At 49.1% G+C, this 15,223-nt stretch carries 16 protein-coding genes; 8 read left to right on the top strand and 8 right to left on the bottom strand.

Features of this window, described 5'->3' with window-relative positions; genetic code table 11:
* Positions 1-9: 9 nt before the first annotated feature.
* The 3 genes from ACES2G_RS03635 to ACES2G_RS03625 all read right to left on the bottom strand — a co-directional run bounded on the left by ACES2G_RS03635 (position 10) and on the right by ACES2G_RS03625 (position 1,751).
* Positions 10-732, bottom strand: coding sequence for an outer membrane beta-barrel domain-containing protein (locus tag ACES2G_RS03635; protein WP_347357009.1), 723 nt, complete (start codon positions 730-732; stop codon positions 10-12).
* Between the two features lie 3 nt (positions 733-735).
* Positions 736-1,218: a KdsC family phosphatase gene (locus ACES2G_RS03630; protein ID WP_374001361.1), complete on the bottom strand. Its 483-nt coding sequence runs from the start codon at positions 1,216-1,218 to the stop codon at positions 736-738.
* Positions 1,219-1,331: 113 nt separating this feature from the next.
* A complete protein-coding gene (locus ACES2G_RS03625) occupies positions 1,332-1,751 on the bottom strand; it encodes a hypothetical protein (RefSeq protein ID WP_347357006.1) in 420 nt (139 codons plus the stop codon).
* Between the two features lie 70 nt (positions 1,752-1,821).
* Between ACES2G_RS03625 and ACES2G_RS03620 the strand changes: the two genes are divergently transcribed.
* From ACES2G_RS03620 to ACES2G_RS03610, 3 genes are read left to right on the top strand one after another with little or no spacing between them, the layout of a single operon-like run.
* Entirely contained in the window at positions 1,822-2,613 is a 792-nt protein-coding gene (locus ACES2G_RS03620) for a basic amino acid ABC transporter substrate-binding protein (RefSeq protein ID WP_347357004.1), read from the top strand.
* On the top strand, positions 2,613-3,356 hold the full coding sequence (locus ACES2G_RS03615) for an amino acid ABC transporter permease (RefSeq protein WP_347357002.1): 744 nt from the start codon (positions 2,613-2,615) through the stop codon (positions 3,354-3,356). Before ACES2G_RS03620 ends, ACES2G_RS03615 begins: the two co-directional genes overlap by 1 nt.
* Entirely contained in the window at positions 3,353-4,084 is a 732-nt protein-coding gene (locus ACES2G_RS03610; RefSeq protein WP_347357000.1) for an amino acid ABC transporter ATP-binding protein, read from the top strand. The genes ACES2G_RS03615 and ACES2G_RS03610 overlap by 4 nt, the downstream gene beginning before the upstream one ends.
* Here ACES2G_RS03610 and ACES2G_RS03605 read toward each other — a convergent pair.
* Genes ACES2G_RS03605 through ACES2G_RS03590 form a run of 4 tightly spaced genes read right to left on the bottom strand, consistent with a single transcriptional unit; the run spans position 4,081 to position 8,456 of the window.
* Entirely contained in the window at positions 4,081-4,863 is a 783-nt protein-coding gene (locus ACES2G_RS03605) for a polyphosphate polymerase domain-containing protein (RefSeq protein ID WP_347356998.1), read from the bottom strand. The two genes, ACES2G_RS03610 and ACES2G_RS03605, sit on opposite strands and share 4 nt — an antisense overlap.
* Positions 4,860-6,023 carry a hypothetical protein gene (locus ACES2G_RS03600; RefSeq protein WP_374001360.1) on the bottom strand — a complete coding sequence of 388 codons (1,164 nt, stop codon included), beginning with the start codon at positions 6,021-6,023 and terminating at the stop codon, positions 4,860-4,862. Before ACES2G_RS03600 ends, ACES2G_RS03605 begins: the two co-directional genes overlap by 4 nt.
* On the bottom strand, positions 6,023-7,771 hold the full coding sequence (locus ACES2G_RS03595; RefSeq protein WP_374001359.1) for an HlyD family secretion protein: 1,749 nt from the start codon (positions 7,769-7,771) through the stop codon (positions 6,023-6,025). The genes ACES2G_RS03600 and ACES2G_RS03595 overlap by 1 nt, the downstream gene beginning before the upstream one ends.
* A 1-nt stretch (position 7,772) precedes the next feature.
* Positions 7,773-8,456: a DUF4956 domain-containing protein gene (locus ACES2G_RS03590; protein ID WP_347356994.1), complete on the bottom strand. Its 684-nt coding sequence runs from the start codon at positions 8,454-8,456 to the stop codon at positions 7,773-7,775.
* A 268-nt stretch (positions 8,457-8,724) separates the two neighbouring features.
* On the opposite strand from ACES2G_RS03590, the gene ACES2G_RS03585 reads away from it, so the two are divergent.
* The 5 genes from ACES2G_RS03585 (at position 8,725) to ACES2G_RS03565 (ending at position 14,402) form a co-directional block, all read left to right on the top strand.
* On the top strand, positions 8,725-9,057 hold the full coding sequence (locus ACES2G_RS03585) for a hypothetical protein (protein ID WP_347356993.1): 333 nt from the start codon (positions 8,725-8,727) through the stop codon (positions 9,055-9,057).
* A 152-nt stretch (positions 9,058-9,209) separates the two neighbouring features.
* Positions 9,210-10,532, top strand: coding sequence for a D-alanyl-D-alanine carboxypeptidase (locus tag ACES2G_RS03580; RefSeq protein WP_374001358.1), 1,323 nt, complete (start codon positions 9,210-9,212; stop codon positions 10,530-10,532).
* A 62-nt stretch (positions 10,533-10,594) separates the two neighbouring features.
* Positions 10,595-12,712, top strand: a complete 2,118-nt coding sequence (locus ACES2G_RS03575) for a sorbosone dehydrogenase family protein (RefSeq protein WP_374001357.1) — start codon at positions 10,595-10,597, stop codon at positions 12,710-12,712.
* A gap of 157 nt (positions 12,713-12,869) precedes the next feature.
* Positions 12,870-13,916 carry a hypothetical protein gene (locus ACES2G_RS03570; RefSeq protein ID WP_347356990.1) on the top strand — a complete coding sequence of 349 codons (1,047 nt, stop codon included), beginning with the start codon at positions 12,870-12,872 and terminating at the stop codon, positions 13,914-13,916.
* Between the two features lie 36 nt (positions 13,917-13,952).
* Entirely contained in the window at positions 13,953-14,402 is a 450-nt protein-coding gene (locus ACES2G_RS03565; protein ID WP_347356989.1) for a helicase, read from the top strand.
* A 46-nt stretch (positions 14,403-14,448) separates the two neighbouring features.
* Here ACES2G_RS03565 and ACES2G_RS03560 read toward each other — a convergent pair whose 3' ends face one another.
* The gene (locus ACES2G_RS03560) at positions 14,449-15,102 is read right to left on the bottom strand and encodes a restriction endonuclease (protein ID WP_347356987.1); all 654 of its coding nucleotides are present in this window, start codon (positions 15,100-15,102) and stop codon (positions 14,449-14,451) included.
* Positions 15,103-15,223: the final 121 nt, after the last annotated feature.

The raw sequence follows: 15,223 nt of genomic DNA, 5'->3' as shown, positions 1-15,223 counted from the left end.
CAGCTCCTCTTAGAACAAATAAGACAAACCCACATCCAGGTTTGTCGTGTAAGTAACGCGTTCTTGATAAGCACTATATTGAGGGGGTGGATTCGATCCAGAGTTTGCGATAAATGGAATCGGAGCCTGATGCGCATACAAGCGCAAGTCAAAGCGGAAGGCCCATTGTTTTGTGAAATAGAACTTCTGGCCGATTCCGAACGCTACCGCCGGATAAGTCTTGTGGACGTATTTTACCGCACCTGCAGAAAGCGACCCGTACAACTGGGTATTGAAAACAATTGATTTGGTCAAACTCATCTTCCCGTAGAAAGCCTTGAGATTGTAGTCTCCCATGATCGTCATTTCAGGATAAGGAGCCGGTCCATATTCCACATTCGGGAACTGAGTCTGCAGTTGCTCTGCATAGCTGGAAAGACCGGAGAAGTTTTTGGCAATCAGAAGACCCCAGGCATGGTGCTCACTGGAGTTGTAGTAAAGACCAAGACCCAGCTTGCTGACATTGGCAATGGGCTCTGTCATCGCATAGCCATAAAAGCCGTCAATTTCAAATCGACCTTGAGTCACCACGTTGCGGTTCTTAACGCTGACGGGTTTGTCGAAAACAGGAAGGACGGACTCTTGCGCCAGTTCCTCAGTTGGAAGATTCACAACTTCCGCAGCAAAGGCGGCCTTATGAAGCATCAACGCAAGGACTATGATGAGCGCGGCTTTGAAACCATTTTTTAGCATGTATTACCTACCCGATGAAAAGGCACCGTATTTATAAATGTAATCGCAAACTTCCCGAACTGCCCCGCAACCGCCTGGTCTGCGAGTGACGTAATCAGCAACTTCCATAACTTCGTCCACCGCTTCGGGGACGGTCGCACCAAAGGCCACTGCCTGAATCATCGGAATATCGAAAATGTCATCGCCGACATAGGCCATCTCACTGGTAGAGATGCCGGATTCCTGCTGCAGTTGTAAGAAAGAGGGCTCTTTGTCGAGAGCGCCTTCGTAAAAGTAATGAATTCCCAGGGATTTAACGCGCGCGCGGATGTCTTCCGCCTTGCTGCCCGTGATGACCGCAATCTTGTAACCCGCTTCTGTCAGGCGTTTGATGCCAACGCCATCACGAATTGAAAAGAATCGACGCCATTCTTTGCCATCAAACCACAAGCGAGTGTCCGTTAAAACGCCATCCACATCGAGGACCAACATCTTGATATTTTTCAATTTTGATATTTCTAATCCCACTGAATCATTGTGAAAAATAAAAGATCAAGGGGCAAGTGCCCCACCCTGATACAGGACTTAGGGTTTGATTCAGATCCCGACGAACGTCCAGATCACTTCGCCTCTAACTCGTTCACTCGCTGTTGCAATTTGAAGAGCTGCTTTTCCAATTCCTGGACCCGCCCTTTTAGGGCCCGGTCCTCTGCTGAAGAATCTGAACCAGAAACTGTGCCATTTAAAAGATTTGCCCCTAATTCAGCCCGGCGCAGATTTAACTCCTGCAATTTGTCCAGATCTGCGTCTTCAACAAACCCATCCCCTGCGGACTGTTGTCCTTTGAGCAGTTGATGCTGGTCGTGAATCTGTCGACTCAACTGGGCCATCTTCTGCAAACTCTGCCAGGAGTTCTGCAGTTTCGAAAAATTCGGTGGGAACTCTCTGGTAATAACAGAAAAAACGATAACGAACATGACCACAGAAACAAAAATACTGCGAAGAAGAGAACCCAAGATCTTGGCCAATACCGTTTTCATCAATGACTCCTGAAATGATATTTGACTCAAGATGGAAGCGATGGTCAAGTGAGCCTAAATGGAGATCGCTATGACCAGACTCGCGCTTCTTTTGACCAGCTTCCTTCTTGTAGCTTCTTTCGGATGCACCCAGAAAAAGGAGGAGTCGATCTCCTCTCCTGCGGAAAAATCCTCTTCAAAAAAAGAACTCATCGTGGGCACCGATGCCGCCTATGCCCCCTTCGAAAGTGAAAATGCCGATAGAACTTTAAGCGGTTTTGATATCGAAATTATCCAAGCGGTCGCAGCCAAAGCCGGTCTAAAAATCCAGGTGGTGAACACCCCTTGGGAAGGCCTGTTCAATCAACTGGATTCCGGAGACCGTGATATCCTTATCTCTGCCATCACGATCAACGACGAACGCAAAAAGTCCATGGAGTTCTCTGAGCCCTATTTTGAAGCTGTTCAATTGATCGCGATCCCGAACAAGTCCACGGTCAGCAAGTTTGAAGATCTGAAAAAACTGAAAGTCGGTGTTCAGATCGGCACGACCGGCGACACGGTTGTCACCCAACTCCTGGGCCGCGACAGCGCCAGTGTCAAACGCTTTGAGGGAACGCCTCTGGCTTTGCAGGAACTGATTAATGGCGGTGTCGATGCGGTTGTCGCCGACAACGGTGTTATCAATAATTTCTTTGCCAATAATCCCAAGAACTTCAAAGTACTTTCTGATACCAGCTTTTCAAAAGAGTCCTATGGTATTGCAGTGAAAAAAGGCAATACCGAACTTCTGCAAAAAATCAATTCAGGCCTTGGCCAGATCAAAGCCGACGGCACTTACGAAAGCATTTATAAAAAATACTTCGGGGAAAAGAAGAACTGATGTTCGCCTGGTTTCGTACTGATATTATCATCGAATACTGGCCCTTGTTTTTGCAGGGGCTGCGTACAACCCTCATCCTGACTGCTATTGGTATTTTCTTCGGAACCCTTTTGGGGCTCTTTCTGGGCTTGGGGAAAATTGCCAAAGTCGAGCGTGGTCTGTGGAAATGGCCCGTTCAACTTCTGATTCGTCTGCCTTCACAGATCTATATTGGCTTTTTCCGTGGAACGCCTCTTTTCGTGCAAATCCTTCTGATTCACTTTGCCCTGGTGCCCCTGCTGATTCACCCCGATGACGGCCTTCTGATTCAGGGTGAATGGGCTTTGTACTTGAAACGTGAATATGGCGCCTTGATCTCTGGAGCTTTGGCTTTGAGCTTAAATTCTGCGGCCTATATTGCCGAAATCTTCCGGGCTGGAATTCAGTCCATTGACCGTGGGCAATTTGAAGCGGCCCGCTCTTTAGGGCTTAGCTATTTCCACACAATGAAGTCCATTGTTATCCCACAGGCCTTCCGACGTATGCTGCCCCCTTTGGGAAATGAAGCCATCACGCTGTTAAAGGACTCCTCGTTGGTGTCGGCCATTGGCTTGGCCGAGCTGGCCTATGCCGCCCGCACCGCCGCAGGTGCCTATGCCCGTTACTGGGAGCCTTATCTGTTTATCTCAGTTCTGTATCTGATTATCACTCTGGCGATGTCTTTCGTGGTTCACCGCCTTGAAAAAAGGTATCAAGCCGCATGATCAAAGTTCGTGATTTGCAGAAATTTTTCGGCAGCAAGCAGGTTCTGAAAGATGTCTCTTGCGAGATCAAGGACAACGAAGTGGTCTGCGTGATCGGCCCTTCCGGCTCTGGCAAAAGCACCTTTCTTCGCTGTATCAATGCTCTGGAAACAGCTCAAGGCGGATCTATTGAGGTCGATGGCTTTAGTGTGACCTCTCCGGAAACGGATCTGAACAAACTTCGCGCCCACGTGGGCATGGTCTTTCAGCGTTTCAATTTGTTCCCGCATAAAACAGCACTGGAAAACATCATGCTGGCCCCAATGAAAGTGAAGGGTCTTTCGGCCCAGGAAGCCGAAGCCAAGGGACAGGAGCTTTTGGCCCGTGTGGGCCTTGCGGAAAAGGCTCATTCTTACCCGAATGAGTTGTCCGGAGGACAACAACAGCGCGTAGCTATCGCCCGGGCCCTGGCCATGGAACCGCAGGTAATGCTTTTTGACGAACCAACATCTGCCCTGGACCCCGAGATGGTCGGGGAAGTTCTGGATGTTATCAAGTCACTAGCCCATGGAGGAAAAACCATGGTTGTGGTGACCCATGAAATGGGTTTTGCTCGCCAGATCAGTGATCGCATCCTCTTTATGGACCAAGGCCAAATTGTCGAACAAGGAACACCGGAAAAAATCTTTTCTTCCGCCGAGAGCGAAAGAACCCGCACTTTCCTGAGCAAAGTTTTGATCCATCGCTAGTAGAGCCCACCCGGCCTTAAGACTTCCGGCAGCTGCAAGTGCGTTTGCATAGAGTTACCAAACTTGGAAAAGGCCCCTTGCTCTAACTGGAAGTAGCGAATCAAATCGATCATCCAAAGAGGAATCTTCTTCTCGCACTTGAGTTCCAATATGACATTGCATCCGGGCTCTTCAAACGAATCCGGATGATCATAATGACACAAGCTTCTTTCATCCGGAGTCACACACCAACGATTCATCTCCTGATAGCGCAGATCCCGATCAAAAGTCACCCGGGCATAGTCATCAATCACAGACAAATAGGCCTTGCGACGATATTGGGTCAGTATGACCGGTTCGACGTTATAGGTCTGCTTCATAAAAAGAAAGTTCTCCAGATTATGCCGTGAACCTGCTTCCATCTCTGGCGGAACATGTCCCCATTCCAGAATGTCCATCCAGTCTTGAGAGTCCACCCTGGCCCTTTTCTTTCGGACAAAGTCCCTGAGCTTGTACTTGATCTCAAAAAAATAGGGAGGCTTGGGGCATTCGCCATAAGAACGAATGCGCATATTGAAGTTGAACGCGTTGGCTGTTTCCTTAAAGCGAAGGATATAAAGGCTGGGGGTGTCTAAATACAGACTGTTGATAGTATAAAACAGATCCGGCGAAACCTGCGAATAATAGTCCATTTCACAATAGCGTTCGACGAACTGAGAAATGGGATCTACCAGTTGAAGAGGAATCAGGTACTTCAACTCATAGCGCTCCAGCGCCAAGGGTGAAACGGGGCCACTCATAAGGATACCGTTTTCAAAGTTCGGCTTAAAAAATTGCGTGCCGGCTCCGCGCTCAACCGCTCGTTTTCCAGAAGGTATTCCACATAGAGCACCAAGATTTCCTGCTGCTGGGACAGTAAATCCAACTGGGCCTGTTCCGAAGACATGCGATTTTCCAGTTCGGTCAGCGTATCGGCCCCGCGCGATTTTTGACTCATCACAAACCCCGCTTTGGACATCTTATATAAGCTGGCTAAATTCTGAATATGGTTGCGAAGACTTTGCAGACGATCTTGGCTGCCGGTGACCTCTTTCAACTTCAGGGCTCTTTTTAAAACTAATTCATTTTGTTTCTGGCGAGACAGATCATCTGCCCCCAATCCGGGAAGTTGAATGCTAACCCCAACCTTATAGCCAATTTCTTCATCTTTGCGGCTTTGCGAAACATCCATCCCCTTGATCCATTGATTTTCCCGGGCACGCAATATCTCCAGCTCTTTCCCCAAATCTTTGTACTCGGCCTGCAGCAGACGCGCACTTAAGGAGCTTTCATGGATCTTTTGGGAACTGACTGCATCCAGGATGTCGTCCACCGCCACCATATCAAAGTCGGCTATGATCCCTTCATTCCAATCCGGGGCCCATTGTTTGATCTTCTGAACAACCGCCAGATGCTCCTGCTCCACAACACTTTCCAGACGTTTCAGCTTGTAAATATCAGACTGCGCCCCCAGAAATGATTTACTGGTGCTGCGCCCAGCTCGCAGGGAAAGCCCCTGAGCTTTCAGATAGCTGTCCGACAGCTTCAACACCTTTTGCAAGGCCTCTTTCTTCTGTCGGGTGATTTCAAAAGAGATCAGATGCACATAGCGTTCATGCAGCGCCCAGGCCAAGGAAGCCTCTTTCACAATCTGCTTTTGCGTCTCAGCACTGGAACCCAACTTCCACTCGGGCCACGAACGAAACTGAAACTTCAGTCCGACTTCATATTCCCGTTTCCGGTCCTCACGTTCCACGGAAGCAAAGGCTTCCACATTTCTTAAAGGATTCTGCGAATCTGTAGAACGCATCTGTTCCTGCGACAGCACAGTTTCATCCTGCCAGGCCGTTTTTAAGACCTGCTCTGCCGTCAACGCCTGTGACTGCAAAGAAAAGAATAAGTGCCACAACAACCACAGCATCAGGGTGTCCTTTTTTCTACTGTGGGCATCACCACAAACCGTCCGCCGGTTTTTGCCTCAAACACCGCAAATAATTTTTTGCTGTCCGGCTGCAAAGCCAAGGCCTCCAAATGAGGGTAAGAAAAATCCCGAACCAACTCTGCCTGCGACTGTCCGGCCTTCACTTTCCAGACCGCACTGCACGAAGCCCCTCGGCAACTGGAGGCGAGATAAAAATTATCCCCCACCTTGACCAGATCAGTAACCACAGACTCGACATTCAGATTTGGCAGCTTCATTTCAAATTCCGCTGCGACATGAACCCGATCCGAAGCCACCGGGCGATCCTCAAAAAGTTCCTGAAAATCATCCACTTTAAGGATCAAGCCTTTATTCATGGATAACGCTGGACCTTTCAGGGCCAGATACAGATCCTCCCCTTCGATGGCATGGCCTTCCACTTCAAAACCGCCCTTGGGATTTTGTTGATCCAGAGTTGCAATCTTACGCAAGACTGCCTCTTTTGAATGAGCTAATGCCTGCAATATCTTTTCACGCAGCTCTATAGTTTGTTCCACATGATAGCGCAATCCATTGCGACGTACTTTCGCAAACAGGTGACGGGCTGGTTTTAGCTTGCCTTTTTTCGTGCGAGACAACGACCCCATGAGATACAGCCGGTCCCCAAGCAGAGAAACCGACTCGATATCCTGCATCTGATCCAGCCCTGCAATCGCAATCTGATGGGGTTGCACCTGCCCCTGTTCATTCATTAGAAAAAGAACCGGACGATCTTCAGGATAGTCGTCAGAAACCAAAACAAATTGACGAAGTTCCGGCACAAAGACCATCCCTGACATTTCGGGGCGGAACTGTGTCAGAATATCCGCTGGCATTTCCAAATCCTGAGGCAGCTGCTCTACTGATTCTGGTACCGGCTCGTCGGCTTGAGCCAAGTTGACAAAAGAAAGACCCCAGCTCTTATGCACAGACACCTTTTCCCCCAGCAGGAAGCCATTGGTCGGAGGAATCTTAATAACCACTTCGCGGCCCCATGCGGGCAAGGTTTGAATTCGCAACAACCGCTCCGGGATCGGGACTATCCGAGATCCCACACTCATCACATGCCCTCGAACTGTCTTTCCGCCACTGGAAACAACCTCCACCGGCTGTCCTACAGACAAAGAAGAGTTCAGGCTTTCGTTCACATAACCATTCACATAAGTTGGATTTAGTGGCAGCAGCGTGATCAAAGGCGCAAATGACGGGGCCTTCTCGCCACTTTTGAAATTAACAGCCCCCACCGCACCATCGACCTCGGCAAACACAAAAAGATTTTTCAGACGACCTTCGATCAGATCCATTTCGCGTTTGGTGTCTTCCAGATCAACAAGCAAAGGATCGGCCCCATTGGGAACCGAGGTCCCCAGGTCCTTGGCAATGCCTGCAATTTCGCGGCGTAAACGCATTTCTGCATTCAGCTTGTCATAACGACTTTTCAGAACACGCAGCTGAGCATCCCATTCGGACTGTCCAAGTTCGGCCAGAAGATCACCTTTTTTTACAATCTGACTGGGAAGTACATAGATATGTTTGATCTCCACAGGGCTGTCAAAATTGACTTGAAACTCCCGGGATTCGGCCACCCCTAGAATATTCACAGGGTCAGAGCTTAAGAAAAGTCCCAGCACAACCACCAAAGTGACAGCAGCAATCCAACATCCTAGCAGAAAACGGTTTTCGGTCCCGAAGACCTCACTCAGCTTCAAATCAGACCTCGATCACCGATTCCTGGTTCATAAAATTCAGTCCTCGGACCGAGGACACTTTGCCCAACTGCTCCACCAAGTCAGCGGATGTCGCCTGAGGTTTCAAGCGTACCTGATATGAAAAATCCAACCGGTCCCCTTGCCCCATCTCGCGGATTGTCGCCAAAGCAAAATGCCGGCATGAACGACCTAAGATGTCCTCCACTTCACGCTGATCATCACCGATCCGCGCCAGATTCAAACGCAACAGACCATCGAACTGCGGTCCGGATACAAAAGGAGATTTTTGCAGCACCATCAGGGCCGCGATAAAGCAGACCGCACCAATAATGGCAATACCATAAGCATGCACCCCCGAAGCCAGTCCGACTGCCAAGGAAGCGAAAATAAAGAACATATCGCGAGGGTCTTTGACGTTGGTGCGGAAACGCAATAATGACAACGCCCCAATCATTCCGATACCGCGAGCCACATTGTCACCGATGGCTTGCATCGCAATAGCGATCACGATGGGAAGCAGCACCAGTCCATGTAGAAAGTTGAGTGAGTAAGAAAGACCGCGAAAGGTGCGCACATACGCCACAGCCAAAGCCGTACCCAGAATAAAACTGAGCAGAAAAGCATAGATGACGGAAATCCAAGTGGGGTTTGCGAACGATGAATTGAGGACTGTGAAATCCAACATACCCTGCCTCCACAGAAATAATCAGGAAGGGCCCATCTTTCAAACAATCGCCTGTTATCTCAACCAAAATAAAACATAATGACAGAGTCTTAATTGCCTCTGTGCTCTTGCCTGTCCTGACAATCTACACACTGTCGTTCGACAGATTACAAGACCGAAACCATTGAATGTTTATTCTGCCACTAAGACCACCCGCGATTGGCTGATTTCAAATTCACATCCTAATCTTGTAGTCAGAAGAGTCATGCACCCCAAAATAGGAGGATCTATGAAAACTCTGTTCGCAATCACTATGTTCGCCTTCTTGTTCAGCCTTCCTTCGGCGCAGGCCACCGGTGATGTCAGTGCGGGCCTGAACTATCTTGATCAGGTGCTGGATGTTGCCCAGGATGTCAGCGGCGGCACCGAAAAACTCAGCTCAACCCCTGAAGCCCAAACTTACACCTGCCGTGCGTGGACCCGCTGCGCGGGCGGATATACCATCTCCTGCTGGGCCCGTGGCTATGGTTGCTATTCCGAATATATCGCCGGATATCGTGTCTATTGCGAAGCTTGGGACCGCTGGGGCAACACTCGATACGCCGTGGATTATTGCTATTAGGCAGTGTCCTTTCCAGAAAGGGACCTTTTTTGGGTCCCTTTATTGTCACCTGTCAGGCTATTTGACAGCCCTTTCCTCTATAGATGGCAGCATATTGAAAAACCTCCGGGCACAGATTATGAAACAGCGGCAAACGTCTGGAAGGAGTGCCCATGGTACGTCTGTTCGCAAAAAATATTCTAACGGCAGTAGCTGGAACTTTACTGGTTTCCTCTGTGGCTTCGGCCAAAGTTTATGTCAACTCCGTCTGCCACATGAAAACGTCCGCCAGCACCAAAGAGATCAAAGGTGATGGTGATATTGCAAAGAAGTTTCCTTTGGCATCTATCTCCAAGATTGTGACGTCTTTGTGGGCTGTCGAAAAGCTCGGTGTGGATTATCGCTATAAAACCATCCTGCATATGACGCCAACAGCGAATGGCAAAATGGACATTCATATCGAAGGCAGTCGCGACCCTATGTTCGGTCGCAACATGAGTTACTTCCTGATTTCCGAACTCAATCGCATGAAGATCACCAGCATTGAAAGCCTCACCTTCGATGAAAACTTCCTGATGCACTGGTTAGCGGAAGAATCCCCTTTGATTGGTGGAGTCACACCAAAATACGATACCATTGAACAACAAGCCGCCGTGGTTCGCAAACACCTGACTGAATACTTCGCCACCGCGATCAATCAGTCCATGTATACAAATCTGCGTTCCAAAGCGACAAAGAACAATGTCTTCATGCTCGAGAAACCAAAAATCTCTGTGCGTGCTGTGGAATTTGTACCCAAAGCCAAATACCAAAAAGATCAGCTGACAGCTTCTGTCGTATTGAAATCAGCTCCTTTGCGTATGCTACTGAAACGTATGAACAACCAGTCCAACAACTATATCGCCGACAACCTTTACTGGAATCTGGGCGGTACAACGGCCTTTAATGCATTTGCGCAAGCGACTCTGAATGCAACCAGTAGTCAGATCGTATTCCATAACGGTTCCGGCAATAACGAGGGTACAACCGCAAAACCCGTCTATAACGAAGCCAGTTGCGAAACCATGATCAAAGCCATCTATGCATTGAACAAGGCCCTGACGGCAAAAGGCTACAAGCTCAGTGATGTGATTGCTGTTGCCAATAAAGATTCTGACTCTACTGTGGATAACTTTGGCGGGGTTGCCAGCGGAGCGATGGTCGCTAAAACTGGAACTGTGAACAAAGCCAAAACTCTGGCGGGCAGTATTTCCACCAAAGATGGTGAGTTCTTCTTTGCCATTCTTCTGCATGCGGATATGGATCAGAACAGTTCCGATCGCGGTGTGGCCAGCCAGATGATCAAAAACAAAGTGGCGCAGATGATCAACAACCGCTCCGGTCCTCGCGCGATTAGCTATACTGAGTTCATCCCTCTGGCTTTCGATACGGGATCTTACCTGGCGGAATACAACACGATTTCCACTACACCTTCAGTCAGTCTCAGCAAGCAATAACAGAATTGTTTTTCAAAACCCTGGAAAGGTCTTCTATAATAAAGACTCTTTCCGGGGAAAATATGCGCATTCTATTATTGTCCGTTCTGACTTTAGTCCTGGTTCAGTGTTCCTATTTCCAAAGCAAAAACAATCCCGTCCAACGTGGAGCTGCGGCCTCTCGCATGGTGCTGGATAAAAGTGGTTATCTCTATGATCCCACTGACACCTCTTGCGACGGTTTCCCCCGTGTGCAAGTTGAAACAATGCAGGGAACTTGCCTTGGGATGGTCATGCCGCGGGACCGGGCTATGGACAATGCCACTCAAAAAAGCTTCATCAAGCCCCGCACCATTCTGCAAATCGGAAGCACTCGCAGTTTCCTCGTCGTGGACATGGGGGGCTGGAGCCCTCAAAACGGCCGCCTGTTCCTACTGACCCCCTCTGCGGCAGGTCCTTATGAAATCAAAGCTCTCAAAGTTGGATTGGAAACTCCACATGGACTGGCGCTGGGACCAGATGGGTTCTTCTACATCGGAGAACGCACGCGCATTTCGAAATTTCATTTGCGCAACAACCAGCTGACAGATTGGACGCTGGTGATTGGCGATATCGCTCGCAAAGAGGGCTACATGCATCCTCTGTCCCAATTCGTGTTTGATCCACGCAATGGGGATCTTTATATCAACTCCGGCTCGCCCAGCGATCACTGTGTGGTTCAAGGAACGGGCGCTTACAAAACCTGCCCCGAAGAGCAAGCTCAAGGCAACGGTGCTATCTATCGCATTCCGGCTGAACATCTTAAAAACATTCCCCCAAAGGGTTTGCGTTTCTTTGAAGTGGCGGCAGCGGGTCTTCGCAATTCAATGGCAATGGCAATTTCTGATGCCGGCTTCCTGATTCAAGGAGAAAACAGCCGCGACTTCCAAGAGCTGGAAGAGCCCTATGAGGAAATCAACGTCGTCGACCTGGATCACGGCCGTGGCTATCACTATGGATGGCCTTATTGCTATAACTTCCACGCCACTTCGCCGGAATGGCTGTTCCCAGAAAACAAAAACCTTCCTCTGCACCAGCAATTTAAAAAACCCGTGGACTGTGAACAAATACAACCTCGTGAGGTCGGCGACTATCAAGCCCCGTGGCTGTTGATGCCACCGCATGTAGCCCCTTTGCACATGGCTTATTACAAAGGAAAGATGTTCGCCGATCTTTTCGGTGGTCAACTGCTGGTGACCTGGCACGGCTACCAACCGGCGGGACAACGCCTGGTGGCCTACCCTGTTGACGACAAAGGACGCCCTCGCGCAGACGAAAAGAACTCGGCCTACAACATCAATCAAAGAGGGGCTTGCTCCGCCCGCAAAGGCTTTGCGCCTCACGGAGGCATGGATCGCCACGGTTCTTACCGCGAGATCATTTCCAAATGGGATGAAGTCAAAGGCGTACGTCCGAAAGGCGCGCCGGTGGCCTTTACCGAAGCCTCGGATGGATCTTTATGGATTGTTGAAGATCGCGAAAACCGCACGATCCTGCGCCTGGCCCGCACGCAAGATGCAAACTATCAAGAGCCCTGCGAAGGCCGCCGCTCCAGCGTGGACCCGCAGGTGCAACTGCTGGCTTGGCGATCTGCCATTCGCGAAAATGCGAAGCTGGAAGAAGGCTATCGTCAGATTCAGACAGGCCTGATTCAGAAGCACTGCCTGGGATGTCACGGTAACATGCAAGCTCAGGATATCGCCAGCGACCGCTTCAGCAATCTGGATTTCCTGATCAAGAATGAATGGATTTTGCCTCGCGAAGTGGAGCGCAGTAAAATCTACGGAGCCGTGGCACGGGTTGAGGGCTATACCCCCATGCCTCCGGCAGACAAAGAGCAAATCTATGGCACCGCTGAAGGCGAGCGCGTAAACAAGATCATCGCGGCTTGGATATCAGGTCTGCCCACAGATGTGGATCAACGTTATTCTCAAGTGAAAGTTGTGGATACCCGTAACATCCGCGCAGCCCCTGGCACCAGCGCCAAAGTCTGCGGACAGACTGTGGATGGGGATCTGATTTATATCGACCCTCGTCCTTCTTCCGTAGTCACAAGCAACGGATACAAGTGGAGTCGCGTCTATCTGGTGCCATCACACAGCCGCCTGTTTAAGGGGGCCTGCCCCGCACCGGAAGATGGCGTGTACTACATAGCACGTTGATGAGGTTTTTTGCCGCTCTGTCAAAAAGAAGGACAGTCTTTGCATTACAGAGCGTTCAGAAAAACCCGTATAAAACTCTGTATTAGAATCCAAGCTCTAGTCTTGATGGCATCCTTTATGCTTTACCTCCGGAGATATCTATCGGTCTGGAGGATCTATGATTCGGGATTCACGTTTGAAAACCCTGCTGGTGCTTGCCTGTGTTGGCAGTCTGACTAGCGCCTGTGAAGTAAAAAAGAATCTGGATGACATGCACAAGGCCACGGTGGAAATGAGTGAAACCACCAAGCGCATGGAAGAAAAGACGTCGGAGCTGGATAAAAAATCCGGCTCTTTGGATGACAAAACTGCCGAGCTTTACGATGCCCTTCGCCAGGGTAATGCCGCCCTTCTGCGCAAGGAATTCCTGCAGCAGATGAACGAATCCAAAGAGATGGCAAAAAAGCTGAGCCTGGGAGTGAAGTATTTCTGGGCTTATGAATTCCAGTTATGGTCCATGCAGGGCCTGGACAACGATCATCGCCGCGAAGAGCTGGCCTCTTCAGCCGCACGCGAATTTATCCGCGAGATTCATGAATATGCTCCAACGGAAGAGTTCATCTCTCCGACTTCAGACAACAATACCGATATGAACTTCCTGGCCTTGGTGACGACTTTACACGAGGTCAACGACAAACAGAAAAATCGCGTTGACCCCAAAGGCATTGAGCACATGTCGATGCTTTCTTTGATCGAACGCGCCTTGAAACAAAAGACCGAACTGGATGCTGGCCGTATTTCTATCAACGATCTGGCTCCGGCGTCTTATGACCTCTTGGCCTTTGAAAGTAAACTGATTCAGATCCTTCAGGCTCGCCAGAACTTTATCCTGACCATGCTGGTTGCCAAAGCCAGCAATATCGACAAGGACCTGAAAACCAAAATCAAACTGGGTCTTTTGGGTATGAAGTGGTCTTTGGATTTGAATCGTTACAATGACGTTGAAATCAACGAGATGACCCGCTATTTGAAAGCGGTCATGGATACACGAGCCATCTTGAAAAATGCCGGACACGCCATTGTTGTGGATGACACTATTCAAAAAGTCATGCTGAATGGACAATTCACCAAAACCAAAGCTCAAGGCAAAGCCCGCTTGGCCGCAGAAGCTCAGATTGTGGATTATATCCAACAAGTTCGCGGCGCTTCGGTAAAAACAAAATAGTTCTTTCCCTCAAGCAGATCTCGTATGCTTGAGGAGATGAAACAACTGTTCGGCCTTATTCTATTTACCCTGATATTTGCGTCCTGCAGCTCGGTCCTGAAAAGATCCAACGAGCTGCTTCCCTTCACCACTGACGGTTGCAGCATTAGCCCGGATGGCACTCACAAAGAACCTCGGGCTTTCCTGCAATGCTGTGTGCGCCACGACTATCAGTACTGGCAAGGGGGCACGGTCGAGCAAAAATCCCTTGCAGATGAAGAGCTGCGCTCTTGCATTAGTAAAGCTTCCGATCAAAAAACCGGAGACTTATACTGGGTCGGAGTTCGCGTCGGTGGCGGCCCCGAATTTAAAACCCCGTTTCGCTGGGGATACGGCTGGCGTCAGCACCGGGGCTATGAAGCTCTTTCCGCAGAAGAAGAAGAACAGGTCTTCGCCAAGACCAAGGACATTGACTGGGATGAGATTTATAGATCTCTGAAAAAATAAGGAGGGTTTACTGCCTCCTTGAACAGCTCCAGCACAAAGATACTAACTATCCGGCTCTCTTAAAGCCCTTGCCAACAGCTTCTTTAACGGTTTGTGCAAATAGCTCATCTCTATGAAGATTGATTTTGATTTTATCGTAATTCACGTCAAAAGGTAGGTAGTAAAGCTTCTTTCCATCTGCAGAAATGCTACATTTTATCATCGGGTAAAAACGGTCCAGTCGTTCCGTCTTTAAGTCCACCCCCAGAACCTTTGCAACGTGCTTGGCTCCATCACTATACCTAGCAGTCGTATAGAAAACTGCTTTGACCGAACGCCCTGCCCCTTCCGATGTCAGCTTAAAGTGAGTCGTTGTGCCAAAAAGTTCAAAAATATGCTTTTCTTTAATTTCCTTATACTTCGCCCAGCATTTAACTTGAATAACAAAAACCTCATCAACGCAGCCGACTACAAGGTCACGTCCCAGATCGGAGATACCACGAAGTGCCCCGTTATACACAACGTCGTAGCCTTCTTTTTCATATAAATGCCCGATGTATCGCTCATATAATCTTCCAACCTCCACAAAGGAAAGGTCACTGCGCAAATATTTATTCAAATCTCGTTGCGCCCTCGCATCTGCACTAAAAAATCTACGACTTAAAAAAACTGCTAACACCGAGAGGGCTACGAGAATAGAAACAACTAGTACATATGCCATGATTCGTTATCGGAATCTCAGAGATGCCTCCACACCGTCTTTAGTCCGGCTTTCTACACTGTTTTTTGTTTTCAATGAGAACTGCAAAATCAGCACCCCCACAAAACAAGCACAAAGAGAT

The sequence above is a fragment of the Bdellovibrio bacteriovorus genome (genome assembly GCF_041888015.1).
In the GTDB taxonomy this organism is placed as follows: domain Bacteria; phylum Bdellovibrionota; class Bdellovibrionia; order Bdellovibrionales; family Bdellovibrionaceae; genus Bdellovibrio.
Note: the sequence above shows the minus strand (reverse complement) of the source record. Positions and strands in the feature narration are given on the sequence as shown.

Coding starts and splice junctions, on each gene's coding strand:
- ACES2G_RS03635 (WP_347357009.1), bottom strand. CDS start 732: ATGCTAAAAAATGGTTTCAAAGCCGCGCTCATCATAGTCCTTGCGTTG.
- ACES2G_RS03625 (WP_347357006.1), bottom strand. CDS start 1,751: ATGAAAACGGTATTGGCCAAGATCTTGGGTTCTCTTCTTCGCAGTATT.
- ACES2G_RS03620 (WP_347357004.1), top strand. CDS start 1,822: ATGACCAGACTCGCGCTTCTTTTGACCAGCTTCCTTCTTGTAGCTTCT.
- ACES2G_RS03615 (WP_347357002.1), top strand. CDS start 2,613: ATGTTCGCCTGGTTTCGTACTGATATTATCATCGAATACTGGCCCTTG.
- ACES2G_RS03610 (WP_347357000.1), top strand. CDS start 3,353: ATGATCAAAGTTCGTGATTTGCAGAAATTTTTCGGCAGCAAGCAGGTT.
- ACES2G_RS03605 (WP_347356998.1), bottom strand. CDS start 4,863: ATGAGTGGCCCCGTTTCACCCTTGGCGCTGGAGCGCTATGAGTTGAAG.
- ACES2G_RS03600 (WP_374001360.1), bottom strand. CDS start 6,023: ATGCTGTGGTTGTTGTGGCACTTATTCTTTTCTTTGCAGTCACAGGCG.
- ACES2G_RS03590 (WP_347356994.1), bottom strand. CDS start 8,456: ATGTTGGATTTCACAGTCCTCAATTCATCGTTCGCAAACCCCACTTGG.
- ACES2G_RS03585 (WP_347356993.1), top strand. CDS start 8,725: ATGAAAACTCTGTTCGCAATCACTATGTTCGCCTTCTTGTTCAGCCTT.
- ACES2G_RS03580 (WP_374001358.1), top strand. CDS start 9,210: ATGGTACGTCTGTTCGCAAAAAATATTCTAACGGCAGTAGCTGGAACT.
- ACES2G_RS03575 (WP_374001357.1), top strand. CDS start 10,595: ATGCGCATTCTATTATTGTCCGTTCTGACTTTAGTCCTGGTTCAGTGT.
- ACES2G_RS03570 (WP_347356990.1), top strand. CDS start 12,870: ATGATTCGGGATTCACGTTTGAAAACCCTGCTGGTGCTTGCCTGTGTT.
- ACES2G_RS03565 (WP_347356989.1), top strand. CDS start 13,953: ATGAAACAACTGTTCGGCCTTATTCTATTTACCCTGATATTTGCGTCC.
- ACES2G_RS03560 (WP_347356987.1), bottom strand. CDS start 15,102: ATGGCATATGTACTAGTTGTTTCTATTCTCGTAGCCCTCTCGGTGTTA.